Origin of the sequence: Streptomyces shaanxiensis (genome assembly GCF_039537145.1) — a bacterium.
GTDB classification, from domain to species: Bacteria; Actinomycetota; Actinomycetes; order Streptomycetales; family Streptomycetaceae; genus Streptomyces; species Streptomyces shaanxiensis.
Window position 1 is genome coordinate 21,115 of record NZ_BAAAZY010000017.1, and the last position, 26,824, is coordinate 47,938.

Annotated in this window: 25 protein-coding genes; 6 read left to right on the forward strand and 19 right to left on the reverse strand. The window is 70.7% G+C overall.

Annotation, left to right across the window (positions count from 1 at the left end):
* Positions 1 to 18: 18 nt before the first annotated feature.
* The 10 genes from ABD932_RS30095 to ABD932_RS30140 form a co-directional block, all read right to left on the reverse strand.
* On the reverse strand, positions 19 to 243 hold the full coding sequence (locus tag ABD932_RS30095; RefSeq protein ID WP_345017363.1) for a hypothetical protein: 225 nt from the start codon (positions 241 to 243) through the stop codon (positions 19 to 21).
* Complete coding sequence (locus ABD932_RS30100) at positions 240 to 1,310, reverse strand: glycerophosphodiester phosphodiesterase family protein (RefSeq protein WP_345017365.1); 1,071 nt, start codon at positions 1,308 to 1,310, stop codon at positions 240 to 242. Before ABD932_RS30100 ends, ABD932_RS30095 begins: the two co-directional genes overlap by 4 nt.
* Positions 1,311 to 1,353: 43 nt before the next feature.
* A complete protein-coding gene (locus ABD932_RS30105; RefSeq protein ID WP_345017367.1) occupies positions 1,354 to 2,778 on the reverse strand; it encodes an FGGY family carbohydrate kinase in 1,425 nt (474 codons plus the stop codon).
* Between the two features lie 171 nt (positions 2,779 to 2,949).
* Positions 2,950 to 3,978 carry a 2-hydroxyacid dehydrogenase gene (locus ABD932_RS30110; RefSeq protein ID WP_345017369.1) on the reverse strand — a complete coding sequence of 343 codons (1,029 nt, stop codon included), beginning with the start codon at positions 3,976 to 3,978 and terminating at the stop codon, positions 2,950 to 2,952.
* On the reverse strand, positions 3,975 to 5,057 hold the full coding sequence (locus ABD932_RS30115) for an ABC transporter ATP-binding protein (RefSeq protein WP_345017372.1): 1,083 nt from the start codon (positions 5,055 to 5,057) through the stop codon (positions 3,975 to 3,977). Before ABD932_RS30115 ends, ABD932_RS30110 begins: the two co-directional genes overlap by 4 nt.
* Positions 5,035 to 5,877 (reverse strand): DeoR/GlpR family DNA-binding transcription regulator, encoded by an 843-nt coding sequence (locus ABD932_RS30120; RefSeq protein WP_126392242.1) that lies wholly within the window; start codon positions 5,875 to 5,877, stop codon positions 5,035 to 5,037. The genes ABD932_RS30115 and ABD932_RS30120 overlap by 23 nt, the downstream gene beginning before the upstream one ends.
* On the reverse strand, positions 5,874 to 6,959 hold the full coding sequence (locus tag ABD932_RS30125) for an ABC transporter ATP-binding protein (protein ID WP_345017375.1): 1,086 nt from the start codon (positions 6,957 to 6,959) through the stop codon (positions 5,874 to 5,876). Before ABD932_RS30125 ends, ABD932_RS30120 begins: the two co-directional genes overlap by 4 nt.
* Positions 6,956 to 7,798, reverse strand: a complete 843-nt coding sequence (locus tag ABD932_RS30130) for a carbohydrate ABC transporter permease (protein ID WP_345017377.1) — start codon at positions 7,796 to 7,798, stop codon at positions 6,956 to 6,958. Before ABD932_RS30130 ends, ABD932_RS30125 begins: the two co-directional genes overlap by 4 nt.
* Positions 7,795 to 8,676, reverse strand: coding sequence for a carbohydrate ABC transporter permease (locus tag ABD932_RS30135; protein ID WP_345017379.1), 882 nt, complete (start codon positions 8,674 to 8,676; stop codon positions 7,795 to 7,797). The genes ABD932_RS30130 and ABD932_RS30135 overlap by 4 nt, the downstream gene beginning before the upstream one ends.
* A gap of 4 nt (positions 8,677 to 8,680) precedes the next feature.
* Positions 8,681 to 10,102 carry an ABC transporter substrate-binding protein gene (locus tag ABD932_RS30140; RefSeq protein WP_345017381.1) on the reverse strand — a complete coding sequence of 474 codons (1,422 nt, stop codon included), beginning with the start codon at positions 10,100 to 10,102 and terminating at the stop codon, positions 8,681 to 8,683.
* Between the two features lie 163 nt (positions 10,103 to 10,265).
* Here ABD932_RS30140 and ABD932_RS30145 point away from each other — a divergent pair, with 163 nt between their 5' ends.
* From ABD932_RS30145 to ABD932_RS30155, 3 genes are read left to right on the forward strand one after another with little or no spacing between them, the layout of a single operon-like run.
* The gene (locus ABD932_RS30145; RefSeq protein ID WP_345017383.1) at positions 10,266 to 11,726 is read left to right on the forward strand and encodes an FGGY-family carbohydrate kinase; all 1,461 of its coding nucleotides are present in this window, start codon (positions 10,266 to 10,268) and stop codon (positions 11,724 to 11,726) included.
* The gene (locus tag ABD932_RS30150) at positions 11,723 to 12,364 is read left to right on the forward strand and encodes a histidine phosphatase family protein (RefSeq protein ID WP_345017385.1); all 642 of its coding nucleotides are present in this window, start codon (positions 11,723 to 11,725) and stop codon (positions 12,362 to 12,364) included. The genes ABD932_RS30145 and ABD932_RS30150 overlap by 4 nt, the downstream gene beginning before the upstream one ends.
* A 12-nt stretch (positions 12,365 to 12,376) precedes the next feature.
* The gene (locus ABD932_RS30155; RefSeq protein ID WP_345017387.1) at positions 12,377 to 13,156 is read left to right on the forward strand and encodes an SAM-dependent methyltransferase; all 780 of its coding nucleotides are present in this window, start codon (positions 12,377 to 12,379) and stop codon (positions 13,154 to 13,156) included.
* Positions 13,157 to 13,310: 154 nt separating this feature from the next.
* Here the strand turns inward: ABD932_RS30155 and ABD932_RS30160 are convergent, their stop codons facing one another.
* The 8 genes from ABD932_RS30160 to ABD932_RS30195 form a co-directional block, all read right to left on the reverse strand.
* Positions 13,311 to 13,952, reverse strand: coding sequence for a superoxide dismutase (locus ABD932_RS30160; protein ID WP_126392234.1), 642 nt, complete (start codon positions 13,950 to 13,952; stop codon positions 13,311 to 13,313).
* 121 nt (positions 13,953 to 14,073) lie between these two features.
* On the reverse strand, positions 14,074 to 15,480 hold the full coding sequence (locus ABD932_RS30165; RefSeq protein ID WP_345017390.1) for an amino acid permease: 1,407 nt from the start codon (positions 15,478 to 15,480) through the stop codon (positions 14,074 to 14,076).
* Between the two features lie 121 nt (positions 15,481 to 15,601).
* Entirely contained in the window at positions 15,602 to 16,504 is a 903-nt protein-coding gene (locus ABD932_RS30170) for a TauD/TfdA dioxygenase family protein (RefSeq protein WP_345017392.1), read from the reverse strand.
* A gap of 11 nt (positions 16,505 to 16,515) precedes the next feature.
* Positions 16,516 to 17,859 (reverse strand): LLM class flavin-dependent oxidoreductase, encoded by a 1,344-nt coding sequence (locus tag ABD932_RS30175; protein ID WP_345017394.1) that lies wholly within the window; start codon positions 17,857 to 17,859, stop codon positions 16,516 to 16,518.
* A 198-nt stretch (positions 17,860 to 18,057) separates the two neighbouring features.
* A complete protein-coding gene (locus tag ABD932_RS30180) occupies positions 18,058 to 18,792 on the reverse strand; it encodes an ABC transporter ATP-binding protein (RefSeq protein ID WP_345017396.1) in 735 nt (244 codons plus the stop codon).
* Entirely contained in the window at positions 18,768 to 19,613 is an 846-nt protein-coding gene (locus tag ABD932_RS30185) for an ABC transporter permease (protein ID WP_345017398.1), read from the reverse strand. The genes ABD932_RS30180 and ABD932_RS30185 overlap by 25 nt, the downstream gene beginning before the upstream one ends.
* 5 nt (positions 19,614 to 19,618) lie before the next feature.
* On the reverse strand, positions 19,619 to 20,686 hold the full coding sequence (locus tag ABD932_RS30190; RefSeq protein WP_345017399.1) for an ABC transporter substrate-binding protein: 1,068 nt from the start codon (positions 20,684 to 20,686) through the stop codon (positions 19,619 to 19,621).
* 208 nt (positions 20,687 to 20,894) lie between these two features.
* The gene (locus tag ABD932_RS30195) at positions 20,895 to 22,097 is read right to left on the reverse strand and encodes an ROK family transcriptional regulator (RefSeq protein WP_345017401.1); all 1,203 of its coding nucleotides are present in this window, start codon (positions 22,095 to 22,097) and stop codon (positions 20,895 to 20,897) included.
* Positions 22,098 to 22,561: 464 nt separating this feature from the next.
* Between ABD932_RS30195 and ABD932_RS30200 the strand changes: the two genes are divergently transcribed.
* Together ABD932_RS30200 and ABD932_RS30205 are read left to right on the forward strand one after the other, a co-directional pair.
* On the forward strand, positions 22,562 to 23,143 hold the full coding sequence (locus ABD932_RS30200) for a biotin transporter BioY (protein ID WP_345017403.1): 582 nt from the start codon (positions 22,562 to 22,564) through the stop codon (positions 23,141 to 23,143).
* 191 nt (positions 23,144 to 23,334) lie between these two features.
* Positions 23,335 to 23,988 carry a DNA alkylation repair protein gene (locus tag ABD932_RS30205; protein WP_425587535.1) on the forward strand — a complete coding sequence of 218 codons (654 nt, stop codon included), beginning with the start codon at positions 23,335 to 23,337 and terminating at the stop codon, positions 23,986 to 23,988.
* Positions 23,989 to 24,067: 79 nt separating this feature from the next.
* On the opposite strand, the gene ABD932_RS30210 is transcribed toward ABD932_RS30205, so the two are convergent.
* Positions 24,068 to 24,793, reverse strand: a complete 726-nt coding sequence (locus ABD932_RS30210; RefSeq protein ID WP_250088067.1) for a hypothetical protein — start codon at positions 24,791 to 24,793, stop codon at positions 24,068 to 24,070.
* Between the two features lie 277 nt (positions 24,794 to 25,070).
* Between ABD932_RS30210 and ABD932_RS30215 the strand changes: the two genes are divergently transcribed.
* Positions 25,071 to 26,824, forward strand: a 1,754-nt coding sequence (locus ABD932_RS30215) for a serine/threonine-protein kinase (protein WP_345017409.1), incomplete at its 3' end; no start/stop codon positions are given.

The window sequence follows — 26,824 nt, forward strand, 5'->3', positions numbered from 1 at the left end:
ACTCCGAACCTGTAGGGGTCACTCCGAGGCGGCGGCCTCCTCCCGGAACTTCTCGGGGAGGATGCCGCCGCCCCGTGCGTGCAGGTGAGTCTGGTAGAAGAGGCAGCCCTGCGCGGTGCAGCGCCAGAGGTTGCCCACGAAATGGCGGGCCCCCTTCTCCTCCCGCACGGCGGCCTTCTCGTCGGGGTTGAGCTGCCGGAAGTCCTGCCAGCCGCGGCATGTCGGGCACCACCTTCGGATCACGAACCCCTCCTCGCCAGCACCGCCAGATCCGGGAAGTCGGTCACCACCGCGTCGACCCCCATCCCGTAGTACAGCGCGTACTCCGCGAACGCGTCCCCGAAATCGGTGGCTCCGGTACCGCGCCGCAGGTCCGCCGGCAGGAACTGGTTCTCCGCCCGGAAGGTGTACGGCCCCACCCGCAGCCCCGCCGCGTGGGCGTCCGCGAGGACGGACGTGCCGACGAGCGAGGACTTGTCCGGCCCGATCCAGTCCGCGTACGCGGCGATCCGCGCCAGCCCCGCCGGGGTCATCATGTCCTTGTACGTCGTCGGATCACCGGACGAGACCAGGTCGTACGGCCCACCCGTCGTCCCCAGCGCCTGCCACAGCGGCACGCCCAGCCGCTCGGCCGCGATCCGCCGCAGGCTCGTCGGCTCGAAGGACTGCACGACGCACTCGCGCCGGCCGAGCCGGTTGCGGCGGATCGTCGACGCCAGCTTCGGCTCCAGCGGCAGGCCGATCGAGCGGAAATACGTCGGGTGCTTGGTCTCCGGGAACACGGCGACGGTCCGGCCGTACGCCTTCGACAGCCCGCGCGCCAGGTCGACGACCTCCTGGAAGGTGAGGACCTGATCCCGGCCGTCGAACACGGTGTTGCGGTTGCGGACCAGCGGCAGCCGCTCCACCGCCCGCAGCGACTTCAGCTCCGCCAGCGTGAAGTCCTCCGTGAACCAGCCGGTCACCGACCGCCCGTCCACCGTCTTCGTCGTGCGCCGGTCCGCGAACTCCGGGTGCGCGGCCACGTCCGTCGTCTGCGAGATCTCGTTCTCGTGCCGGACGACCAGCACATGGTCCTTGGTCGGCACCAGGTCCGGCTCGATCCAGTCGGCGCCGGTCTGCACGGCATACGTGTACGAGGCCGCCGTGTGCTCCGGGCGCCAGCCGGCCGCGCCGCGATGGCCGATGACGAGCGGCCGGCCCGGCGGGCGGGAGTCGTCGGTCGCGGCCGCCACCGCTGTTGTCGGCACGGCAGCGGCCGCCGTGGTGCCGGCGGCCGCAAGCAGCAGGGATCTACGTCTCGGGTGCATACAACTTCCCTTCTTCTCAAGGATGTTCACGCGCGAAGGACGTTCACGCGCGTGCCCGGCCGCGTGCCTCCGCCAGGCGGGCCAGATGGTCCTCATACCCCTCCGTGTAGTACGCCGCCCGCCCGGCGTCCGGCTCGACGACCGCCGTCGGTCGCGTCCACGCCTCCGCGTCCAACGTCACCCCGTACCGCTCGGCCGCCGCCAGCACCGCGCCCCGCGCGCCCACCTCGCCCTCGACGACCCGTAGCGGCCGCCCGAGCACATCGGCGAGCAGCCGCATCCAGGCCGGGCTGCGGGTACCGCCGCCGCACACGGCCAGCGTCCCGGTGAGCCCCGCCGCCTGAAGGCAGTGCCGGGCCGCGTAACCGATGCCCTCGCAGGTCGCCCGGACCAGATCGGCGCGGGTCGACTCCAGGGAGACTCCGGTCAGTTCGGCGCGCAGGCGGGGCTCGACGAAGGGGGCGCGTTCGCCCGAGGGGGCGAAGTACGGGAGGACGCGTACGCCGTTCGCCCCCGGCGGGGTCTCGGCCAGCAGCCCGTCGACCTCCTCGTGCCGGACGCCGGTCGTCGACAGCACCCAGTCCAGCGCGGCCGTACCGACCATCGCGGGCATCGCGCGCAGCCAGTGCCCGGGCCGGTCCGTGTTGATGTACAGGCCGGCCGGCTCACCGGTCAGGTCCAGGTCGGTGGTCGCGACGAGGCTGGCCAGGCAGGTGCCGACGATGAGCAGACCGTCACCGGGGGAAGTCACCCCCGCGCCCAGCGCACAGGCCGGCAGGTCGTACGGCCCGTTCGCGATCCGGGTCCCGGCCGGAAGCCCCTGGCCGCGCGTCCGTGCGGTCGCGACCGGATCGCTTACGGGGGCGAGCAGGCCACGCCGGTGGGTCAGCCCCAGCAACTCGACGACCCCGTTGTCGTACGTGCGGGTACGCGGGTCGAGGAAGGGCATCGACGCGTCCGACACGTCGGTTGTCGGGCCCGCCCCCGTCAGTCGCTGGAACACCATGTCCTTGCAGTACAGGGCGGCCGTCGCCGCGTCGAGGGCCTTCGGCTCGTGGCTGTCCAGCCACGCCAGCAGCGGGCCCGGACACCCCGGGAACATCGCGCTGCCCGTCCGCCGGAACACCGTCTCGAACGTGCCGTCCGCCAGCCAGCGGTCGACCAGCTCGTGTGCGCGGCCGTCCATCCAGGAGGCGGCGGGGCGCACGGGGCGGCCCTCGGCGTCGATCAGCCATACGCCGTCGCCCTGGCCGGTCAGGCCGGCGAGCTCGACCGGTTCGGGGGTGTGTTCGGTGACCTCCTGGAGTACGGCGACGACCGCCCCGTACACCTCCTCCATGTCCTGCTCGACGAACCCGCCGTGCAGGGCGAGGGCCACCGGGCGGGACGCCACGGCCAGTTCATGGCCGGTGCTGTCGAACGCGGCCGCCTTCACCGTGGATGTGCCTACATCGATACCGACGTACATTCCAACCCACCTCTTTGGCTCGGTCGGCTGTGCCGTGCCTTCTGCAGTTGGCGTGCCGAATATCTGGCTCCGTTCGCCTCCGGGGCGCCCCTACGGCTCTCTCGCGGCCGGTGTCGTCGGCCCAGTGGAGGTTGGTGGGCTCTCACCCGGCCCCTCACCTGACCATCGCGCTCAGGTCAGACAGTGCGCCAGCTGCTCCCCGCGAGCCCAACGGCCCACCTCCTCGGCGGCGATGCGTGCCGCCTTCTCCGCCACCGCGCGGGACGCCCCGCCCAAGTGCGGGGTCAGGACGACGCGTTCGGCGAGGGCGTGCAGGCGTGAGTCCGGCGGGAGCGGCTCCTGTACGTAGGTGTCGAGGGCCGCCGCCGACACTTGACCGCTCTCCAGGGCGTCGCACAGCGCGTCCTCGTCCAGCAGCGGGCCGCGCGCCGCGTTCACGACCACCGCGCCCTCCGGCAACAGGGCCAGTTCGCGGGCGCCGATCAGGCCTCGGGTCTCGGCGGTGAGGCGGGCGTGGAGGGTGATCACCTGGGAGCGGCGCAGGAGTTCGTCCAGGGAGGCGACCCGCAGGCCGTGGATCTCGCCGTGGACGTACGGGTCGTGGACCATGACCCGCGCGCCGAAGGCGCACAGCACCCGCGCCACCCTGCTGCCCACGGCCCCGTACCCGACCAGCCCGACCGGCAGGTCCTCCAGCTCCAGGCCGCTGTGCTCGTAGGTGTAGTAGGTCGCCCCTGCCCAACTGGCCTGCCGGGCAAGGAGGTCATGGGCCTGCGGGATCCGGCGCAGGGCCGCCAGCATCAGGCCGACGGTGAACTCGGCGGTGGCGGCGGCGTTGCGGCCGGGCGCGTAACAGACACGGACGTCGTGCCGCTTGGCCGCGTCCAGGTTGACGTTCACCGGGCCGCCCCGGCACACGACCACCAGCCGCAGCTCCGGGCAGGCGTCGAGGACGCGTTCCGTCACCGGGCCCATCTGTGTGACCAGCACCTGGGCACCCGCGAGTGCCTCGATCAGCTCGTCCTCGGCGTCGCTGGCCTCTGTCACCTCGGCCACCGGCCCGAACGGCTCCAGTGGCCAGCCGAGCCGCAACTCGCATACGTCGTAGGCGAGTTCGCGGCCCAGTGCCTCTCTGATGAGCGACGGCAGGATGAAGTGGTCGCCGGCGGCCACCACGCGCACGCTGTTCCCGTTGGTCATCGGAGGGAGTCTCCCGTCTCGGCGTCGAAGACATGGGTGAGGTCAGGGTCGGCGGTGACGTGGACGCGGTCGTCGTGGGCGAGGCGGACCTCGGGGTCGGTGAGGACGACGAGGGGGCGTTCGACGCCGTCGAGGGCGAGGGTGGCGATGCCCGACTCCAGGAGGGGTTCGTGGGCCACGACGCGGGCGGCGATGCCGTCGTCCTCGCCGGTCAGTGTCAGGTCCTCGGGGCGGATGCCGACCACCACCTCCCGGCCCGCGACCACCGGCACCGGCAGTGCGAGCCGTGCGGAGTCGGAGAGGCGGGCGTGGCCGTCGTCCGTCGCCGTGCCGGGGAGCAGGTTGATCGCGGGTTCGCCGACGAAGTCCGCGACGAAGACATTGGCGGGGCTGTCGTAGATCTCGTACGGCGTGCCGAGCTGCTGGATCACGCCGTCCTTCATCACGGCGATCCGGTCGGCGAGGGAGAGGGCCTCCTCCTGGTCGTGGGTGACCAGGATGGTCGTATGGCCCAGGTCGCGCTGGATGCGCTTGAGTTCGCGGCGGGTCGTGTCGCGCTGGGCCGCGTCCAGGTGGGAGAGGGGCTCGTCCAGGAGCAGCACGTCCGGTTCGCGGATCAGGGCGCGGGCCAGGGACACGCGCTGCTTCTGGCCGCTGGACAGGCCCGCGGGGCGGGCGTCGAGGAGGGCGGTGAGGTCGACGCGGTCGGCGATCTCCTTGACCTTGCGGTCGACGTCACCCCGGTCGGCCCGGCGCCGCGCCTTCAGTCCGAACGCCAGGTTCTCCGCCACCGTCAGCGGCGGATACAGCGCGTAGTTCTCGAACGCGACCCCGATGTTGCGCTGCTGGGCGGGGCGAGCGATCACCGAGGAACCGCCGACCAGGATGTCCCCGCCGGTCACCGACTCCAGCCCGGCGATCATCCGCAGGGTGGTGGACTTGCCGCAGCCCGAAGGGCCGAGCAGGCCGAGCAGCTCGCCGGAGCGCAGGGCCAGGTCGATGCCGCGTACGGCGTCCACGGCCGGGCGGCCCCGCGCGGAGTAGGTCTTGCGCAGATCACGTAGCTCCAGCTCGGTCATCGCTGCCCTTCGTCACGGTCGGTGGCTTCGCGCACACTTCGTAGGTGACCTTGTGCTCGTCCAGGTCCCGCAGCGCCTCCGCCGACGCCCCGTCGTCCACGAGGAGCAGGTCGAAGCGGGAGAGCGGGACCACCCGGTGCAGGGCGACCCGGGCGAGCTTGGTGTGGTCGATCAGCAGGACGTTGCGGGCGGCCGCGTCGAGCATGGCCCGCTTCACCGACACGATGTGCTGCTCCTGGTGGTAGGCGTAGCCCCCGCGCACGGCCGACGTCGACGCGAAGCACACGTCCACCCGGAGTTGCTCGATCGCCTCGACGCAGGACACGCCGAGGAAGGAGGAGTGCAGCGGGTCGTAGTCGCCGCCGAGGGCCATGAGGTGGATGCCGCGCTGGTCGGAGAGGAGGTTGATGGCCTCCAGGAAGTTGGTGACCACCGTCAGCGGGGTCACCTCCCCGAGCCGCAGCCTGCGGGCTATCTCCAGGGTGGAGGTGGAGTCGTCCAGCATGATCGCCATGCCGGGCTCGATCAGCTTCAGCGCGCGGTCGGCGACGGCGGCCTTCTCGGCGCGCATGGTCTTGAGGCGGTACTGCACGTTCGACTCGAAGACCCCGGAGGGCTGCGCCGTCACCCCGCCCCTGGACTTCCTTACGATCCCCTGCCGTTCGAGCTCGTCCAGGTCCCGGTGGATCGTCATCAGGCTCACCCCGAACCGCTCGGCCAGCTCGGCGGCCGTGGCCGACCCCTCGGCGAGGACCTGCTCGGCCATGGCGGCCTGGCGGGCGGCGGGGCCCTGCTGTGCGTTGTTCAATCCCGGGTTCATGGTCCGATCCTTCGTCCTGGACGCTTCGGCCGGTCGGCCTCGAACAGGAGCAGGTTCTCAGGCCGGACCGACAGCCGTACCGGATCGTCGGGACGCAGACCGGCCGCGTCGCCGCGCGGGGCGACCAGGGACACGTGCTGCTCGCCGAGCCGGACGGTGACCTCGACGGACCGGCCGAGCACCTCGGTGACGTAGACCGTGCCGGTGAGTTCGTGACCGGGACCCTCGCCGAGGGTGAGATCGCGGGGCCTGACGCCGATCAGCACCTCCGTGCCGGGAGACGCCTGCGCTCCGATCGGCAGCTCGACCTTGCCGTCCGCCGACCGGAAGCCGCCGTCGGGCGCGACGGCCCCGGGGAGCAGATTGATCCGGGGCCGCCCGAAGGCCCGCGCGACCTCCGTGTCGTACGGCCGGTACCAGATCTCCTCCCGCGTCCCCGTCTGCACGATCCGCCCGTCCCGGATCACCCCGATCCGGTCGCCGAGCGCCAGGGCCTCGACGGAGTCATGGGTGACGTAGAGGGTGGTCGTGCGCCGCACCGCGCCGATCGCCTTCAGCTCGGCCCGCATCTGCTGGCGCAGCTTGGCGTCGAGGTGGGAGAGGGGCTCGTCGAGGAGGAAGGCGCGGGCCGGGCGGACCAGGACGCGGCCGAGGGCGACGCGCTGGCGCTGGCCGTTGGAGAGCTGCCCGACCGGGCGGTCCAGCAGGGCGGAGATGCCGAGGAGTTCGGCGGTCTCACCGATGCGCTCCCGCGCTTGCACGGCGGGGAGGCGGTGGCGCGGGGAGCGCAGCGGCGAGGCCAGATTGTCGTACGCCGACTTGTGTGGATAGAGGGCGTAGCTCTCGAAGCACATCGCGACGCCCCGGTCGTACGGTTCGACGCCGTTCATGTCCTTGCCGTCGAGCTCGACCGTGCCGGAGTCGGGCTGTTCGAGCCCGGCGACGGTCTTGAGGGTGGTCGTCTTTCCGGCGCCGGACGGGCCGAGCAGACAGAAGAACTCGCCCTCCCGGACCTCGAGGTCGAGGTCGTCCAGGGCCGTCGTCCTCCCGTACGTCTTGCTGATGCCCCGCAGCACGATCATGACTTCACCGCCCCGAACGACAGCCCCCGCACCAGATACCGCTGGATGGTGAGGGCCAGCAGCAGCGGCGGTACGACGGAGACGAGCGCCGCCGCTGCCGTCAGGTTGTACTTGGGGCGGTCCCCGCCGAGGAAGGACAGCGCGCCCACGGTCACGGTCTGGGCCTCGTTGGAGGTCAGGATGAGGGGGAAGACGAAGTTGTTCCAGGCGAAGATGAAGGCGAGGAGTGATACGGCCGCCACACCCGGCTTGACCAGCGGGAGTGCCACCTTCACGAACGCCTGCTTGCGGGTGTAGCCGTCCAGCAGCGCCGCCTGCTCCAGCTCGGGCGTGAGGTCGGCGAAGTACGACCGCATGATCCACACGATCAGCGGCAGCGTCACCAGCTGGAGGACCCAGATCATGCCGACGTACGTGTCGAACAGGCCGAGCTTCTGGTAGAGCACGAACAGCGGGATGATCACGGTCAGTTCGGGCGCGAACCGGAACGACAGCAGCGTGAACATCAGGTTCTCGGAGCCCTTGAACCGCCAGCGCGCCGAGGCGTACGCGGCCGGCAGGCCGACCAGGAGCGACAGCACGACCGCCCCCACCGACACCACCAGGCTGTTGACGAAGAACCGCACGAACGGGATGCCCTCGCTGTCGCCGAGGACGGTGCGGTAGCCGTCGAGAGTGGGGGAGAAGGAGAAGTAGGTGGAGAAGAGCTGGTTCGTGGGCTTCAGCGACAGGATCACCATCCAGGCGATGGGGAACAGCGCGAAGACGAAGTAGAGGATGAGGGCGGCGTCGGCCAGCCACCCCAACAGGCGCTTCTTGATGGTCGTTTTGACGGTCATTTCACCTCGGCCGCCTTCCGCTGGATCTTCCCCAGGTGCTTCACCAGCACCATCGCGGCGAGATACACGACGGCCCACAGCACGATCGTGTAGCTGATCCCGAACGAGTACCGCTGGAAGCGGATCGCCTCCAGATAGGCCCGGATCTGCAGGACGACGGTCGAGTCGCCGGGTCCGCCCTCCGTCAGGGCGTAGATGATGTCGAACACCTTCAGCGAGTCCATGAACCGGAAGATCACCGCCACCAGGACGTACGGCCACAGCATCGGCAGCGTCAGCCGCCGGAAGGTGTACCACCAGCCGGCCCCGTCGACGGCCGCCGCCTCGAAGGGCGAGGTGGGCAGCGAGCGCAGCCCGGCGAGGGCGAGGATCGCCACGAACGGGGTGTAGACCCAGACGTCCACGGCGATCGACGACAGCAGTGCGCCGGTGGGGGTGTCCGTCCACTGGACTCCCCCCAGCCCGAAGGGTTTCAGCAGGTGGTTGATCACCCCGACCGACGGCTGGAGCATCAGCTTCCAGATGATCGCCGCGATCACCGGCGCGATCATCAGCGGCAGGATGAGGATCTTCTCCAGCACCCGCCCGACCAGCGACGACCGGTGCAGCAGCAGGGCGACGGCGACCCCGAGGACCGTCTCCACGACGGCCGCCCCCACCGCGTACAGCACCGTCACCCACGCCGAGTTCCAGAAGGCCTCCTGCGTGAAGACGGTCTCGTAGTTCTCGAACCGCACCATGTCCGGCTGCGGTTTGCTCGCCGAGAAGTCGAACAGCGTGTAGTAGAGGCCGAGCCCGAACGGGTACAGGATCCCGCAGGTCAGCAGCAGGGCGGGGACGATCAGGACGTACGGGCGAAGGGCGAGCCGCCATCCCATCGCGCTAGCCCACCTTGTCGGCGAGGTCCCCCGCCAGCCCGTCGAGCACCGACTCGGCGCCCTGGCCGCCGTAGATCTCCTGCAGGGCGGCGGCCCAGCTGGTGGTGGCGTCGAAGAACTGCGCCTGCGGGGTGAACTGGATCTTCGTCTGGTCGACGACGGCCTCGAAGGTCTCGATGAAGCCCGGGAGGTGCCGCATCTTGTCCTTGTAGGCGGCGGCGTCGGCGATGGACTTGCGCACCGGGTCGATGTGGTTGTGCGTGACGGCGCTCTTGAGCAGGTGCTCCTTGCCGGTCGCCCACTGGAGGAAGAGCCAGGCGGCGCTCTTCTTCTTGCTCTTGGCGTTCATGCCGAGCGACCAGATCCACATGTTGGTGGCGAGGGACCCGTCCGGTCCCTTCGGGCCGGGGTGGAAGGCGATCTTCCCGGAGGCGGGACTCGCCCCCTCGACGGCCTGGAAGTAGGCCGCCGTGTCCGCGTCGAACAGCATCCCGGCCTTCTTCGCACCGAGGTCGCTGGAGCACTGGTACCAGGTGTACGACGTCCAGGACGGCGGCCCGCCCTGCTTGACCATGCCGGCCCAGTCCTCGGTGAAGGCGACGGCCTCGGGGCTGTTCATGGCCGGTGTGAGCTTCCCGCCCTCGACCGTGAAGTCCTTGAGCCCGTTGCGGGCGTACATGGTCATGAAGCCGGGGTGGATGGTCGCCCAGCTCCTCGACCCTCGTACGGCGATCCCGTACATGCCGTCGAAGCCGGCACCCGGAGCCTTCTGCTTGATGGCCCCGGCGGTCTCGCGCAGCTCGTCGAAGGTCTCGGCGGGCTTGAGACCGAGCTTCTTGAAGACGTCCGTGTTGTAGGCGACGACGTTCGTCTCCCAGCCCCACGGCAGCGCGTACTGCCCGCCCTGCCCGAGCGGCGCGCCCGCCTTCAGGGACCACTGGTCGGCCTGGAGGAGGTTCGGGAAGAAGTCGGCCTGGTCCCATTCGGCGCCGGTGGCCGAGGAGTTGCGCATCCACGGGCCGAGGTCCTCGAGCCAGCCGGGCGGGCCGTACTGCCAGACCATGTAGGCACCCAGCATGAAGACGTCGTACGAGGCGCGACCGCTGGACAGGTCGACGGTGAGCTTGTCGAAGTAGTTGTCCTCGGGGAAGACGTCGTACTCGACCTTGATGCCGGTCTTCGCGGTGAAGGACTTCAGGTCGGCGATCAGGGCGTCCGTGTACGGGTGCTTGTTGAGCAGCGCCTTGACGGTCGTCCCCTTCTCCCGCTTCCAGTCGAAGGAGCCGGTGACGTCGTCCGCCCCCGAGCCGTCGCTCTTGTTGTCGTCGCCGCCGAATCCGGCACCGCAGGCCGAGAGGAGGGGCGTGGCGGCCAGGGCGGCGCTCAGCGCCAGGAACCGTCGGCGGTCGTGCGCGTGCGTGTCCATCCGTGACCTCCACGTGGGGCTCGGTCAATTGCTCGGGTTAACACGGCGAGTCGACTCGTTAACAGAGGGTGGAACGGCGGAAGTTGGGCGTCAATCCCTCGCGCAGGGGAAAATCTCAGGGCAGAGTGTGAAGTTCACGGATCCAGATGTGCGGGAGGTCCGGATGACGCATGAACAGGACGCGTGGCTCGGGATCGACCTGGGGACCCAGAGCGTCCGGGTCCTGCTGGTCACCGGGGACGGCACGGTCCTCGGCAGCGGCTCGGCGCCCATCGCGGGGCGGCGCGAGGGCGTGCGGCACGAGCAGGATCCGGCGCAGTGGTGGGACGCCCTGTGCGCGGCGTCCCGTGCCGCGCTCCAAGGGCGGTCGAAGACGCGCATCGGCGGGCTCGCGGTGTGCGGGACGTCCGGGACCGTGCTGCTGACGGACGGGGCGGGGCGGCCGATGAGCCCCGCGTTGATGTACGACGACGGGCGGGCGGCGGCCGAGGCGGCCCGGGCACGGGCGGCGGGACTCGGCGTGCAGAACACCTGGGCGTTGCCGAAGGCACTGTGGCTGACCGAGACCTACGGCCACGGCAGGGTCACCCACCAGCCGGACCTCGTCGTCTCCCTCCTCACCGGCGCCCTGCCTCCGGCCGACTCCAGCCACGCCCTGAAGACCGGCTACGACCTGGAGCGCGACGCCTGGCCGTCCCCGCTGCCCCGACTGGGCCTGCCCGACACGGCGTTCCCCGACGTCGTACGCCCCGGCACCCGGCTCGGCGAGGTCACCTCGACCGCCGCCGAGGCCACCGGCATTCCCGCCGGCACCCCCGTCATCGCCGGGATGACCGACGGCTGCGCGGCCCAGATCGCCTCCGCCGCCCTGCGCCCCGGCTCCTGGAACTCGGTGCTCGGCACCACGCTGGTCCTCAAGGGCGCGTCCCCGACCCCGGTCCGGGACCCGACCGGCGTGGTCTACAACCACCTGGCGCCGGACGGGAGTTGGCTGCCCGGCGGTGCCTCCAGCGTGGGCGCGGGGGTGCTCACGGCGGCGTTCCCGGGCGCCGACCCGTCGGCCATGGACAAGGCGGCCGCCGCGTACGAGCCGTCCGGCGCGATCACCTACCCCCTGGTGTCACCCGGTGAGCGCTTCCCCTTCCTCGCCCCGGACGCCTTCGCGCTGGTCCTCGGCGAACCGGAGTCGGAAGCCGACCTGTGGGCCGCCCTCCTCCAGGGCGTCGCCTTCACGGAACGCCTGTGCCTGGACTACCTGCACCACCTCGGCGCCCCCCTCGACGGCCCCCTGACCTTCACCGGCGGCGCCGCCCGCAGCCCGTACTGGAACCAACTGCGCGCCGACGTCCTGGGCCGCCCGGCACGGGTGCCCGAGCAGACGGAACCGGCCCTGGGGATGGCGGCGTTGGCGGCGTACGGGGCGGGCGCGGCGCCGCGGCTGGCGGAGGCCGCGGAGGGCATGGCCGGCATCGGCACGACCGTCGAACCCCGCCCCGACCGCACCGCCCGCTTCGCCGAGTCCTACGCCCGCCTGATCGACGAACTGACGGCCCGGGGCTGGCTGCCCTCACCGGTCGCGGCGCACGCGCACGCCCGCCTGGACGTGGATACTGCGGATTCATGAGCACGAGTACGAGCACGAGTGCGACGCTGCTGCTGGCCCGGCACGGGCAGACGATCTGGCACGCCGAGAACCGCTACGCCGGCGTCAGCGACGTGCCCCTCACCGACACCGGCCGTGCCCAGGCCGAGGCCCTCGGCCGCTGGGCAGCCGCCCATCCGGTCGACGCGATCTGGACCTCGCCCCTGTCGCGCGCCGTCGCCACCGCCGACCCCGCCTGCCGGGTCCTCGGCCTCACCCCGCACCGCGAACCCGGCCTGCGCGAATGCGACTTCGGTGTGCTGGAGGGCCGTACGCTCGCGGAGTTCGCGGCCGAGGACCCGGCGGCCGCGGAGGCCTTCCGCGCCGACCCGGTGGCCCACCCGTTCCCCCGGGCGGAGAACCCGTCGGCCGCCGCCGAGCGCGGTGCGGCCGCCCTGCGCCGCATCGCCGCCGCCCACCCCGGGGACCGTGTCCTCGTGGTCGCCCACAACACTCTCTTCCGTCTGGTGCTGTGCACGCTGCTGTCGATCCCGGCCGGGGAGTACCGCAGAGTGTTCCCGAGGTTGCGCAACGTGGCGATCAGCGAACTCCGCATGAACACCGACGGATACGCCGCACTTCTCTCCCTCAATGTGCCCTGCGACCCGGACCTGCCGTAGCACCATGGGCGCATGACGGAGATCGACACCTCGGTACCGCACTCGGCCCGGATCTGGAACTACTGGCTGGGCGGCAAGGACAACTACCCCGTGGACGAGGCGGCCGGCGACGCCTACACCGCCGTCTTCCCCGGCATCGTCACCATCGCCCGCGGCAGCCGGGCGTTCCTGGGCCGCAGCATCCGGTACCTGGTCGCGGAGGCGGGCGTACGCCAGTTCCTCGACGTCGGCACCGGGCTCCCGACCGTCGACAACACCCATGAGGTCGCCCAGCGCATCGCGCCCGAGTCCAGGATCGTCTACGTCGACAACGACCCGCTGGTGCTGGCCCACGCCCGCGCCCTGCTGACGTCGACTTCCGAGGGCGCGACGGCGTACGAGGACCTGAGCCTGTACGAGCCGGAGAAGATCCTGGAGGCGGCCACCAGGACCCTCGACCTCTCCCGCCCCACGGCCCTGATCCTCAGCGGCATCCTCGGCCACGTCGCCGACCACGACCAGGCCCGCGACATCGTCCGCCGCCTCCTGGCCGGCCTGCCCTCCGGCAGCTACCTCTCCCTCAACGAGGGCTCGCGAGGCACCGACCCGGCCTACGAGCAGGCCCAGGACGCCTACAACGAGACCGGCGCCGTCCCCTACTTCCTGCGCCCGGTCGACCAGATCGCCGCGTACTTCGAGGGCCTCGACCTGGTCGAGCCCGGCCTCGTCTCGGTCCCGCTGTGGCATCCCGAGCCGGGCGACGACGACCCCCTGCCGATCGGCCAGCACGGCGCCCTGGGCCGCAAGCCCTGACGCCCTACCGGCACCGGGAAGCCCCCGCGAGTCAGGTCCTCGCGGGGGCTTCCTTCATTCCGCCTGCCGTTCGTGAAGGGTGAGAAGACGATCACGAGGCAGGACGACTGTCAGCGGCTACCAGGGCCGCTACGGCTGCTACGGCCTCTCGCCGTCACGGCGCGAGCAGCAGCACGTCCGCACGGGACTTGGCGGCCTCGTAACGCCGGGCCACGTCCTGCCAGTTGACGACGGCCCACATGGCGTCGATGAAGTCGACCTTCTGGTTGCGGTACTGGAGATAGAAGGCGTGCTCCCAGGCGTCGAAGACCAGGATCGGAGTGGCGCCCTGCCCGACGTTGCCCTGGTGGTCGTAGACCTGCTCGACGATCAGCCGCCCGCTCAGCGGCTCGTACGCCAGCACACCCCAGCCCGAACCCTGCGTCGTGGCCGACGCCTTGGTCAGCTGGGCCTTGAAGCCCGCGAAGGAGCCGAAGGACTCGGCGATGGCGTCCGCGAGCTCGCCCACACCGTCGGCGGCGAGCGGCTCGCCACCGCCGTCGCCGGTCATGTTCTGCCAGTAGATGCTGTGCAGGATGTGCCCGGACAGATGGAACGCCAGGTTTTTCTCCAGGCCGTTGATCGACCCCCACTGCTCCTTGTCCCGCGCCTCCGCGAGCTGCTCCAGCGTGTCGTTCGCGCCCTTCACATAGGCCGCGTGGTGCTTGTCGTGGTGCAGCTCGATGATCTCGGGGCTGATCACGGGCGCGAGCGCGGAGTAGTCGTAGGGCAGTTCCGGGAGTGTGTAGACGGACATGAAGGGTTCCCCTCAGAGCTCTTATTGCAAGTAGCTTGCAACAACAAGCTAACAGCAAAAAGCCCCCGTGTGGATCACACGGGGGCTTCGGTGCGGTGGGGAGGCGTTGTCGGACCTGCTGTCAGACCTTGGCGCGCGCCTTCTGCCAGGCGTATCCCACGACCGCCAGGAACACCGTCATCCCACCGGTCGAGTACAGCTGCACCCGCGTGTCCGGCTCCCGGGCCATGAGTACGAAGATCGCCGCCATGCCCGCCAACGCGACCCACGTCAGCACCGGGAACGCCCACATCCGCACGACCAGCTTCTCCGGTGCCTCACGCTCCAGTCGGCGCCGCAGCCGCAGCTGGGAGACGGCGATGAAGATCCAGACGACGAGGATGACCGCGCCGATCATGTTCAGCAGCCAGGGGAAGACGTCGTCCGGGCGCCAGTAGCTCAGCACCACGCAGACGAAACCGAAGACCGAGGAGGCGAGGACCGCGATGCGCGGGACGCCGCCCGACACCCGGCCCAGCGCCTTCGGGCCCTGTCCGCGCTGGACGAGGGAGTAGGCGATGCGCGAGGAGCCGTAGATGTTGGCGTTCATGGCGCTCAGCAGGGCGACCAGGACCACGACGTTCATGAGCTGGCCGGCGCCGGGGATGCCGAGGTGGTCGAGGGCGGCGACGTACGGGCCCTTCTCGACGATCTCCTCGGAGTCCCAGGGGACGAGGGTGACGACGACCGCCATGGAGCCGATGTAGAAGAGGGCGATGCGCCACATGGCCGTGCGCACCGCGCTCGCCACGCCGCTGACCGGGTTCTCCGACTCGGCCGCGGCGATGGTGACCGTCTCCATGCCGCCGTAGGCGAAGACCGAGGCCAGCAGGCCGATGATCAGTCCCTCGGTGCCGTTCGGGAGGAATCCGCCCTCACCGGTGAGGTTGGCGGTGCCCGGGGCGTCCGTGCCCGGCAGGACGCCCGCGATGGCCAGCCCGCCCAGCACCAGGAACAGCGCGATCGCGCCGACCTTCAGCGCCGCGAACCAGAACTCGAACTCGCCGAAGTTCTTCACGGCGGCCAGGTTCGCGCCGCAGAACACGACCATGAACAGCGCCACCCACGCCCACTCGGGCGTATGCGGCAGCCAGGTCGTGACGATCTTCGCGGCGCCGATGCCCTCCAGGCCGACGGCCGTGCACAGCAGCACCCAGAACGACCAGCCGGCGGTGAAGCCCGCCCAGGGTCCGATCGCCTTCTCGGCGTGTGCGGAGAAGGAACCCGACGACGGATACGCGGCGGACATCTCGCCCAGCATCCGCATCACCAGCATCACGAGGAGGCCGGAGAGGACGTAGGCGATGACGATCGAGGGACCGGCGGCGGCGATTCCGGCACCGGAACCGACGAACAGGCCCGCGCCGATGACACCGCCGAGGGCGATCATCGACAGATGGCGCTGCTTGAGGCCGTGGTTCAGGCCGGGGTTCGGGCCGGGGGAGACGGCGTCCGCGGTCGCGGGCGTCTCCGTTGAACTGTTCTGCATGGGCGCGGCTCGTCCAATGCGTGAGAGGGCAAAAAACGCCCACAGTCTGGGCAGCCTCTCCGCTCAGAAGGAGAGGCTGCCCACTATGCGGACACTCGCCGCACTGTATGTGACGCCCAGGTCACGCGGCGACGGGGGTGGCGACCGTCGTGTAGTGCGAGGCGTCCCCCTCGATCGAGTAGCTCTCCTTGCCCTCGATGCCGACCGGCACGTCACCGGCGACGGTCACCCGGTGCAGGCGGCGCGGCAGGCCGTCGTAGTTGTCGATGGCGTAGTGCTGGGTGATGCGGTTGTCGAAGACGACCAGCTGGTTCGGGGACCAGCGCCAGCGCAGGACGTTCTCGGGCCGGGTGACGTACGACTGGAGCAGGTCGAGGATCTTGCGCGACTCGCCGACCGACAGGCCGACGATCCGCTGGGCGAACCCGCCGATGAACAGCCCGCGCTCACCGGTGAGCGGGTGGACGCGGACGACGGGGTGGGTCGTGCGGTACTTGATCGAGGTGAACTCGGCGCGCTGCTCGGCCTTCTCCGCGTCGATCTCCTCGTCCGGCACCGCGTAGTCGTAGTCGTTGGTGTGCTCGGCCCACAGGGTGTCGGCCAGCCGGCGCAGCGGCTCGGGCAGGTCCCGGTAGGCGGCCGCCGAGCTGGCGATCAGGGTCTCGCCGCCGTACGGCGGGATCGTGATGCTGCGCAGGGTGGTGGCCTGCGGCGGGTTGAGGACGAAGGTGACGTCGGTGTGCCAGTGGTTGGCCCGGCCGCGCTCGCTGTCCACGGGCAGGACGTTCGCGGCGCCGTCGACGGCGGACACCGTCGGGTGGGCGGTGGTGATGTCGCCGAAGTGGCGGGCGAAGGCCTGGTGGCCGGCGTCGTCGAGGTTCACGTCGTCGAAGACGAGCGCCTTGTGGACGTTGAGGGCCTCGCGCAGAGCGGTGACCGTCTCCTCGTCGAGGGGCTGGGAGATGTCGACGCCGGAGACACGGGCACCGATGTTGGCGGTGACCTTCTGGATGTCGAGGGACATGAGCGGTCCTTTCAGACGAGGGCGGGTGCGGACGGGCTGACGTACTGGTTGGCGGGGCGCGGGAGGCCGTAGCGCTCGCGCAGGGTCTGGCGCGGGCCGTACTCGCCGCGGAGCAGGCCGCGGGCGCGCAGGATCGGGACCACGTGGTCGACGAAGGCGTCGAGGCCGGAGGGCAGCACCGGCGGCATGATGTTGAAGCCGTCGGCGGCGCCCTGCGTGAACCACGTCTCGATGGCGTCGGCGACCTGCTCGGGCGTCCCGGCGAAGGTGAGATGCCCGCGGCCGCCGCCGAGCCGCCCGATGAGCTGCCGGACGGTGAGCCGCTCACGCCGGGCCAGCTCCACCACGAGCGTGTAGCGGCTCTTGGCGCCCTCGATGGCGTCCTCGGAGGGCAGGTCGGCCGGGAGCTCGGCGTCCAACTCCAGAGCCCCGGGCTCCAGTTGCAGCAGGCTCTCCAGCCGGCCCACGCCGTGCGCGTACACGATGTGGTCCTCCAGGACCTGCTCGGCCGCCAGCGCCTCGGCCTGCGTCGAGCCGATCACCGGCACGATGCCGGGCAGCACCTTGATGTGGTCGGGGTCGCGGCCCGCCTGCGCGGTACGTGCCTTGAGGTCGGCGTAGAAGGCCCGCGCGTCCTCGATCGTCTGCTGCGCGGTGAACACCGCCTCCGCGTACCGGGCGGCGAAGTGCTTGCCGTTCTCGCTCGACCCCGCCTGCACGAGCAGCGGGTAACCCTGAGGCGTACGCGGCACGTTGAGCGCGCCCTCGACGCTGAAGTACGTCCCCCTGTGCCGCGGGGGATGGATCTTGGCGTCGTCGCCCCACACACCGGCCGCCTTGTCGGCGACGACCGCGTCGTCCTCCCAGCTGTCCCAGAGCTTCTGGGCGACGTCCAGGAACTCGGCGGCGCGGGCGTACCGCTCGGCGTGCGCGGGCTCCGCGTCCAGCCCGAAGTTGCGGGCGGCCTCGGCACCGGCGGTGGTGACGATGTTCCAGCCCGCCCGGCCGCCGCTGATGATGTCGAGCGAGGCGAACTTGCGGGCCAGGTTGTACGGGGAGTTGTAGGAGGTGGACGCGGTGGCGATCAGGCCGATGTGCTCGGTGGCCGTCGCCAGCGCGGTGAGCAGGGTGAGCGGCTCCAGGGCGCCGGCCGGGCGCTGGGCCAGGTTGTTCCACAGCTGCGGACCGTCGGCGAGGAAGAGGGAGTCGAAGGTGCCGCGCTCGGCGATGCGGGCGAGGTGCACGTAGTGGGCCAGGTCGACGTGCGCGTACGGGTCGCTCTCGGGGAGCCGCCAGGAGGCCTCGTGATGGCCGGTGCTCATGAGGAAGGCGTTGAGGTGGAGCTGTCTGGGCATGGGTGTCCCTTGGCTTGGGCAGGTGGGGAGGCCGTTGTGGACTGGTTGGGCGGGGGGACTGACGAGCGCCGGTCAGCGCACTTCAGCCCGTCCGGCGTTTGAGGACGAGGCCCTTCGGGCCGAAAGCGGGGGTCTGGGGGTGGCAGCCCCCAGGGACGGGACGGGTAGGGGCGGCGGGGGCGAAACCCCACCCGGCGCTCACCCGACGTCCTCGGTCACACCCAGCGCGCCGAGCAACCGCTCCCGGTACTCCCCGAGCAGCGGATCCCGGTACGACCGCGGATGTGGCCGGTCGATGGTCAGGTCGAGCCCGATACGCCCCTCCTCCAGTACGAGCACCCGGTCCGCGAGCACGATCGCCTCGTCCACGTCATGGGTGACCAGCAGCACCGAGGGCCGGTGGCGCACCCACAATTCCCTGAGCAGGGCATGCATCCTGATCCGGGTCAGCGCGTCCAGCGCCCCGAACGGCTCGTCCGCGAGCAGCAGTTCCGGCTCCCGCACCAGCGACCGCGCCAGCGCGGCCCGCTGCGCCTCGCCCCCGGACAACTCGTTGGGCCAGGCGCGTTCACGGCCCTTCAGACCCACCTCCTCGAGGGCCTCCCGGCCCTTGCTGTCCGCGTCCTTGCCGTCGAGCCCGAGGAGTACGTTGTCCAGGACCCGCCGCCAGGGCAGCAGCCGGGAGTCCTGGAAGACGACGGACACCCGGTCCGGCGCGGTGAGCTGCCCGCTGCCGGCCACCGCGTGGTCGAGGCCCGCGACGGCGCGCAGCAGGGTGCTCTTGCCGGAGCCGCTGTGTCCGAGCAGGGCCGTGAACTGCCCGGCAGGGAGGTCGAGGTCGATGCCGTCGAGGACCGTACGGCCCTCGAAGGAGCGGGTCAGGCCCCTCAACTGCACGGCGGGACGGGTCAGTTGCTCAGTGTGCGGCGCCACGACAGCACCCTCCGTTCGATGATGCGGACCGTGCTGTCGGAGATCAGGCCGAAGATGCCGTAGACGACGAGGCCGACGAGAATGACGTCCGTCTGGCCGTAGTTCTGCGCCTGGAACATCATGTAGCCGAGCCCGCTGGTGGCGTTGATCTGCTCCAGCACGACCAGGCCGAGCCAGGAGCCGGTGACGCCGAGCCGGAGTCCCACGAAAAATCCGGGCAGCGCCCCGGGGATGACGATCTGCCGGATGAACTGGAAGCGGTTCAGCCCCTGCACCTCGGCGAGTTCGACGAAGCGGCTGTCGATGCCGGACAGCGCGGCGTGCGTGTTGAGGTAGATCGGGATGTAGACGACGATCGCGATGATGGCGATCTTGAAGGTCTCGCCGATGCCCAGCCAGAGGATGAACAGCGGGATCAGACCGAGGGTCGGGATCGCCCGGTTGAGGTTCACCGTCCCGTCGATCAGCGCCTCCCCGGTCCGGCTGAGCCCGGAGGCCAGTGCGAGGGCGATCCCGGCGGTGAGGCCGATGACGAACCCGGTGCCGGCGCGTTGCAGCGAGGTCAGGATGTCGTCGGGCAGGGTCCCGGCGGACCACAGGTGGACGCCGGTGTCCACCACCGTCCAGGGCGCGGGGATCGCGCCGGGATCGAGAGCCTCCGCCGCGGAGGCGACGGCCCACAGGACGACGAGGAGGGCGGGCCCGGCCAGGCGGGCGGCGGGGACGCGTTTGCCGGGGGCGAGGGAGCGGCGCCGGCGGACGCGGTGGTCCGGTTCCCGCTCGGTGAGGGGTGCCGGGGTACTCACGGTCGTGGTGGTCATGGCCGTCACTTCCGGTATGCAGCGGGTACGGACTTGGCCGCGATGCCTTCGAAGCGGTGGTCGAAGAGCTCGCTGACGTCGAACTTCTTCACGAAGCCGCCCTCGGCGAGCAGATCCGCGGTCTCCTGCTCCCACTTGATGGCCTCGTCCCAACTCGGCGGGAACAGCGGCTTGTTGGCGAGCTCCGTGATCGCCTCGGCCTGCGCGAGGGTCAGGTTCTGGGTCTTGACGTAGAACTCCCTGTTCCAGATGTCGGGGTTCTCGTACGTCCACACCTGACCCTTGGCCCAGTACGGGATGTACGCGGCGATCGCGGCGGCCTTCGCGGGGTCGTTCAGCACGGAGACCGGCGCCCACAGCAGGTTGAGCAGGTCGACGACGTCGGTGGTGATGGTGCGGGCGCCCTTGGACTCGTACTGCGCCAGATAGGCCGGCGCCTGGGTGTTGCCGAGCGGGGCGATGTCGACCTGGCCGGACTGCAGGGCGGTCAGGAACTGGTTGCTGGTCAGCGGGACCAGCTCCACCTCGTCGTACTTCAGACCCGCCTTCTTCAGCGCCCGCAGCAGGACGACACCCTGCGCCTGGCCCTGCGAGAAGGCGAGCTTCCTGCCCTTGAAGTCCTCCACCGACCGGATGTCGCTGCCGGGCTTGGTGGCGAAGAGGTAATTGGGCTTGCGGGTGATGTTGATCGCGACGATCTTCGCGTCGAAGCCCTGGTAGTACGCCTGGATCGGCGGAATGCCCGCGTTGTTGGCGAGGTCCAGGGACTTGGCGCGGAAGGCGTTGATGACATCGGGACCGGCGCCGATGTTCAGCCAGTTGCTGACCTTGAAAGGAGGGTCGCCCAACTTGGCCAGTCTGAACTGGAGTTGCTGGGAGTTCTGGAACGAGGCGATCTTCAGGCTCGTACCGGCGGGCACCTTCTTGGCCAGCGGGGCGGCCGAGGCGCCCTCGCTGCCGGCGGCCGCGCTGCTGTCGGCGCAGCCGGAGAGGCCGGCGGCCGCGGCGGTGACGCCGAGCAGCGAGGTCAGGAAGAGACGGCGGTCAACGCCCGGGGCAGGCAGAGATGGCATGGCAGGACTCCGTAAGCCAAAGTGATGGGAATGCATGCGGAATTCCGGGCAGGAGAAAGCCAGGGAGGGGGAAATTCACGCAGGAGGAAATGAGCGCTTCACGCGTGGCGGTGGGTCAGCAACAAAGGGTGCGACAGCTCACGAACAGGCTCATGAGCAGGATGTTCCTGGACATCGGCGATCCCTGTCAACATTCCGAGTTTCTGAATTAAATAGCCTCAGGTGACACGGCCAGCGGATCCCGGTAGAGCACGTCGAGGGCCACCGAGCCACCGGCCACGGCAAGCACGGAATCCGGAAAACTCGTCGGCACGACGGCCGCCGCGCGCCCGTCGCCGACCCCCGAGCGCAACGCGGCGAGGCAGTCCTCCCGGTGAATGACACCCATCTCGGTCACCACCACCGTCTCCGGATTGAGGACGTCGAGCAGCAGCCGCACCGCCCGCCCCACGGCACTCGCCCGCTCCACGAGCAGCCGTACGGCCTCCCGGTCGCCGGCGGCCGCCGCCGCGACCACATGCACGGGGTTCACCCCCTCGATGACACCCGCCGCACGCGCCCGGCGGCACAACGTCCGCTCGCTCAGCTCGACCTGCAGGCAGCCGACCCGACCGCACTCGCAGGTCTCCGTACCGCCCGGCACCGGCAGATGGGCGATGGCGCCGGCCTGCGAGCGAGGTCCGTGGTGCACCTCGTCATGGGTGGCGAACGCCGCGTCGACCACGTTGCCGACGAACAGATGCAGCACGCTCCCGCTGCCGCGCGCCCGCCCGAACAGCCGCTCCGCGTTGACCAATGCCCGCGCGTGCCCGTCCACATGGACCGGCAGCCCCGTGCACGCGCCGAGCACTTCCCGCACCGGCACCTCGCGCCAGCCCAGGAGCGGGTGGGCGACGACGGTCCCGGAGTCGCGGTCCACCCAGCCGCCCGCGGCGAATCCGACGCCGAGCGGCCTGCTGCCCGGCGTCTCGTCCAGCAGCGCGGCCAGCCCGTCGGCGGCCCGGGCCAGCACGCCGTACGGCTCGATGTCCCCCGAGTGCTTCAACTCCCGCTCGGCGACGACCCGTCCGCGCAGATCGAGCAGCGCGACCGTGGTGTGGGGCACGGCCACGTGCACCCCGCACACCACGAACCGCGAGTCGTCCAGGTCGACGGGCACGTGCGGTCTGCCGACGCCCTTGGCCTGCCGGGGCGCGGCGGACTCCCGGATGAGCCCGAGTTCGGTGAAACGGGCGCAGTAGTCGGTCACCGAGGCCGGTGACAGCCCGGTCAGCCGGGCGATGGTGCTGCGGGCGACCGGCCCGTGTTCCAGCACGGAGCGCAGGATGACGCTGGCGCTGGTCCGGCGCCGGTCGCGGTCGGCGATACGGGGGACGGTGGACGTAAGGGTGGGTGCCGCGGTACGGGGCATGGGGAACTTCCTCGGGAGCCGGTCCGACACTGCGCCGTCTGAGGCGGCGAGTCGTACCGGGTCACCGGAGCCGACTCACCTCGTTCGGCGACAGGCGGCCGCGCCCACGCGTCGCAGGTCGACGTGGCGACGCGACGAGAAGTTCCGGGACTGGGCGACCATGCGCTCGAAGCTAGCAAAACGGCCCACCCGCTGCCCAGACGGCGACCGACGGGCGAGACGGCCTCTTCTCACGGGGGCACCCCGATTGGCGAATCCCTACAGCCCGCCCCTGGCCCGGTATGTGAGTTGAACGTCCCGGCCTCAGTGACCGGCATCACCCCGTACCCGGTGTAACACCCACCGTTTGTCCGGAGCCCACCAAGCCCGTGAACGCGCCTTTGTCGACCACTGACGGTGATCGGCTCGCACACGCCGGGATACGGTCACAGCGTCCCGTACCGTCCTCACCTCGCGGAGTCCCCATGAGCACCGCTGCCGCCGCCCCCGCCCGCCCGGGGCAGGTCCTCGCCGACCTGCTCCCGGCCTCCCGCGTCCGCGACATCGCGCTCGTCGTCGGCGGCGCCGCGTTCACCGGCCTCGCGGCCCAGATCTCCGTGCCCGTGCCGGGCTCCCCGGTGCCGGTGACCGGCCAGACCCTCGCGGTGCTGCTGGTCGGCACGGCCCTCGGCGCCGGTCGCGGTTTCCTCTCCCTCGCGCTGTACGCGCTGGCGGGCATCGCGGGCGTGCCGTGGTTCGCGGACGGCACCTCCGGCGCCGCGGCCCCGTCCTTCGGCTACATCCTCGGCATGATCCTCGCCTCCACCGTCGTCGGCGCCCTGGCCCGCCGCGGCGCCGACCGCACCGCCCTGCGCACGGCGGGCGCGATGCTCCTGGGCGAGGCGATCATCTACGCCATCGGAGTCCCGTACCTGGCTCTGGCCCTCGACACGTCGGCGTCCACCGCGATCGCACTCGGCCTCACCCCGTTCCTGATCGGCGACGCACTGAAGGCGGCCCTGGCGATGGGCGCGCTGCCCACCACCTGGAAGCTGATCAACCGCTGACGCGGCAGTTCCCGCGGAAGAGGCTCGCCGGGTCGTGCGACGACGACAGCCCGGCGGGCCTCTTCCGTCGCTCGCGGGTGGGGCAGAGGGCCGGCACCCCTCGTAGGCTGAGACGCGCATGTGACGGACGGGAGGCCGGGGAGGCCGAAGTGGCCGGGACGACGCCGATCGAGACGACGGTCGCCGAGGTGATGGCCGAGCTGGCCGGGCTCGACGACCCGAAGACACGCGCGGTGAACGAGCGACACGGTGACGATCACGGGGTGAACCTCGGCAAGCTGCGCGCGCTCGCGAAGCGGCTGAAGACCCAGCAGGACCTCGCGCGCCGGCTCTGGGAGACGGACGACACCGCGGCGAGACTGCTGGCGCTGCTGATCTGCCGTCCGAAGGCCTTCGAGCGGGACGAGTTGGACGTCATGCTGCGCGAGGCGCGCACACCCAAGGTGCACGACTGGCTCGTGAACTACGTGGTGAAGAAGAACCCGCACGCCGAGGAGCTGCGCGTGTCCTGGTCCGCCGACCCGGATCCGGTCGTCGCGAGCGCCGGCTGGGCGCTCACCACGGAACGCGTGGCGAAGAAACCCGAAGGCCTGGACCTCGCCGGGCTGCTCGACGTCATCGAGGCGGAGATGAAGGACGCCCGGGACCGTCTGCAGTGGGCGATGAACCACTGCCTGGCCCAGATCGGGATCGAGCACACCGAGCACCGCACCCGCGCGATCGACATCGGTGAGCGTCTGCAGGTACTCAAGGACTACCCGACGTCCCCGGGCTGCACCTCTCCGTTCGCGCCCGTCTGGATCACCGAGATGGTGCGGCGACAGCAGGACGGGGGCCCGGCCTGACAGCCGCCGTCAGGTCTTCTAGCGAAGAAACGGGGTGCGGCAAGTAACCGCACCCCGTTCGGTGTTGATCCGGTGCCGCTCAGCCCTGCGGCTGTCGCGGCCGCCGCAGCTGCGACCACCACAGCCCGGCCGCGCCCGCCGCGATCAGCGTCGCGCCGGCCGCGCCCAGCGGCAGGACGTCCCGGCCGAGGCCGGTCTTGGGCAGCTCGTCGGCGCCCGGCGCGACGGGCTTGTTGTCGGTGCCGAGGAGCAGCGGGGTGGCCGGGGCGTCGGGCGACGGGTTCGTCGTACCGAACGGGACCGGGCCCTGCTGCCAGTACGTCTTCTTGCCGTCACCGGTCTGTACGGGCAGGCAGATCTTGCCGGTCTTGCTCAGGTCGTACGTCGCGTCGACGGCGTACGACTTCGACTCACCGGCCGGCAGATTGTCGATGGCACAGCTGAAACCGCTGTTCGAGCCCTCCGGAAGACCGCTTTCCTCGATTGCTGAACAACCCTCGACATTCTTGACGGTAAGGCCGTCGAAACCGACGACCAAAAGCCTGATCTCTCCGCTGTCCTTGGTCCCTTCATTCTTCACCGTGGCGGTGATGTCGGTCTCCTGTGAACCGTTGTCCACCGAGATCTTCTCGGGCAGCAGAGTGGTGAGCTTCACCCCTGCCGGCGCCTCGTCGATGACCTTTCCCCCCTTGTTGCTTCCGGGCCCCTGGTCATCCGCGCCGGCAGTGGCGGAAAGGATCAGCACTGCCGAGAAAGATGCCGCGACCAGCGATCCCGCGATGGCCGTCGTGCGACGAGAACTCATGTTCGTCCCCCTTGCCTGCGCCTGAATTCGCAGTACTTGAAGAGCTACCACAAGATTTCTCCGCACTATGCTGGTACGGCACGAAGTGTGACCATTGTGTTTCAATGGCGGATGTCCGATGCGGCTTCGAGGGGGGTGCAGTGGATTGCCGGGAAATACGGGAAGCGCGGGAAATTCTGGAAATGCGGGGAGCGCGGGAAATACGAGGAGCGGTGGGCTTCCAGGGTTACTGGTGACAGGGCGCTACCGGCTGGTCGAGAGTATCGGCCAGGGGGGAATGGGGCGCGTGTGGCGAGCCGTCGACGAAATACTCGATCGGCTGGTCGCCGTAAAGGAGATGCGCATCGACGGCCTCGACCCGGAGGACACCCGCACGCGCCGTGAACGCACCCTGCGCGAGGCGCGGGCCACGGCGCGGATCGACCACCCCAACGTCGTACGGGTCTACGACGTGGTCGACCAGGGCGAACGCCTGTGGATCGTCATGGAGTTGGTGGCCGGCCGCTCCCTGGAACGGATCATGGCGGAAGGGGGCCCCCTCGGCCCGCGCGACGCGGCCCGCATCGGCCTGGGCCTGGTGGCGGCGCTGCGCCAGGTCCACGCCCGCGGTGTCCTGCACCGGGACATCAAGCCGGGCAACGTCCTGGTGGAGGCAGAGGCGACGAACGGGCGGGGCCGGGTGGTCCTGACGGACTTCGGCATCGCGGCGATCCAGGACGCGAAGGCCCTCACCATGGTCGGCATGCTGGTCGGCTCGCCCGACTACATGGCCCCCGAGCGCGTCTCCGGCCGCCCCCAGGGCCCACCGTCCGACATCTGGTCCCTGGGCGCCACCCTGAGCGCGGCCCTCGCCGGCCGCTCCCCGTTCTCCCGCGACACCACCCTGGCGACCCTGCACGCCGTCCTCTACGAGGAGCCCGAACTCCCACGGACAGCAGGCCCGTTGCACGACATCCTCGCCGCCCTCCTGAACAAGGACCCGTCGAGCCGCCCCGACCTGGACGACCTGGAGACGACCCTCCACCCGGTGGCGTTCCCACCGGCTACGCCGACGATGCCGGGGACCGGGGGAGGCGAGTCCGCGTCGGTCCGGGGGGAGCCGCGGGGTGCGGAGACCGTGAGGAATGGCCCGGGAGAGGCGGAGGGGGAACCCGCCCCCGGGCGCTGGGGTGCGGGGGTCGCCGGTTCCGGGAGTGGTACGGGGTTCACGTCCGAGTCGTCGCGGGTGGGCGGGGGGTTGGACGGGGCGGTGAGCGGGCCGACGGGTGGACCGGTGAGCGGGGCGACGGGTGGACCGGCGGGTGGACTAGCGGGTGGGTCGGCGGGTGGCCAAGGGCCCGCGCGAGGGCCCGGTGCCCAGGCCGAAGCTGTAGGCGAGCCTGAGCCCAATCCCGGCCCAGGTCTTGTCGCTGGCTCCGGTTCTGGCTCCGGCCCCGGTTCTGGCTCCGGCCCCGGTTCTGCCCCCGGCCTCGGCTCCGGTCCCGGTTCTGTCCCTGGCTCCGGCGCCGGTTCTGGTTCTGGCTCGGGTTCCGGTTCGGGCTCCGACCTTGGCCCCGGCCTCGGTTCCGTCCCTGGCTCCGGCTCCGGCTCTGGTTCTCGTCCTGGTTCTGTCCCTGGCTCCGGCCCTGGTTCTGGTTCTGGCCCCGGTCCCGGCTCTGGCCTCAGCCCCGGTTCTGTCCCTGGCTCCGGTTCTGGCTCCGGCTCCGGCCCTGACTATGGCTCCGACCCCGGTTCTGTCCCTGGCTCCGATCCCGGCCCTGGCTCCGGCTCAGGCCCTGACTACGGCTCCGGGCCCGCCTATGACTCCGGCCCCGCCTGTCCACCCAGCCCCGCCCTCGACCCAAGGCATGCCCCAGGCCTCGCGCATGCCGCCGGGCCCGGCCAGGTACCGCCGCCCACATCGGCGCCGGATCTCGCGACGGCACACGCCCCCACTCCCCGAACCCTGCCCACCCCGCCCCCGCCCCCGTCCTCGGACCCGGACCCGAACCCCGCCCCGTCCACTCCGGCACCCCCGCCCCCCGGCGAGTC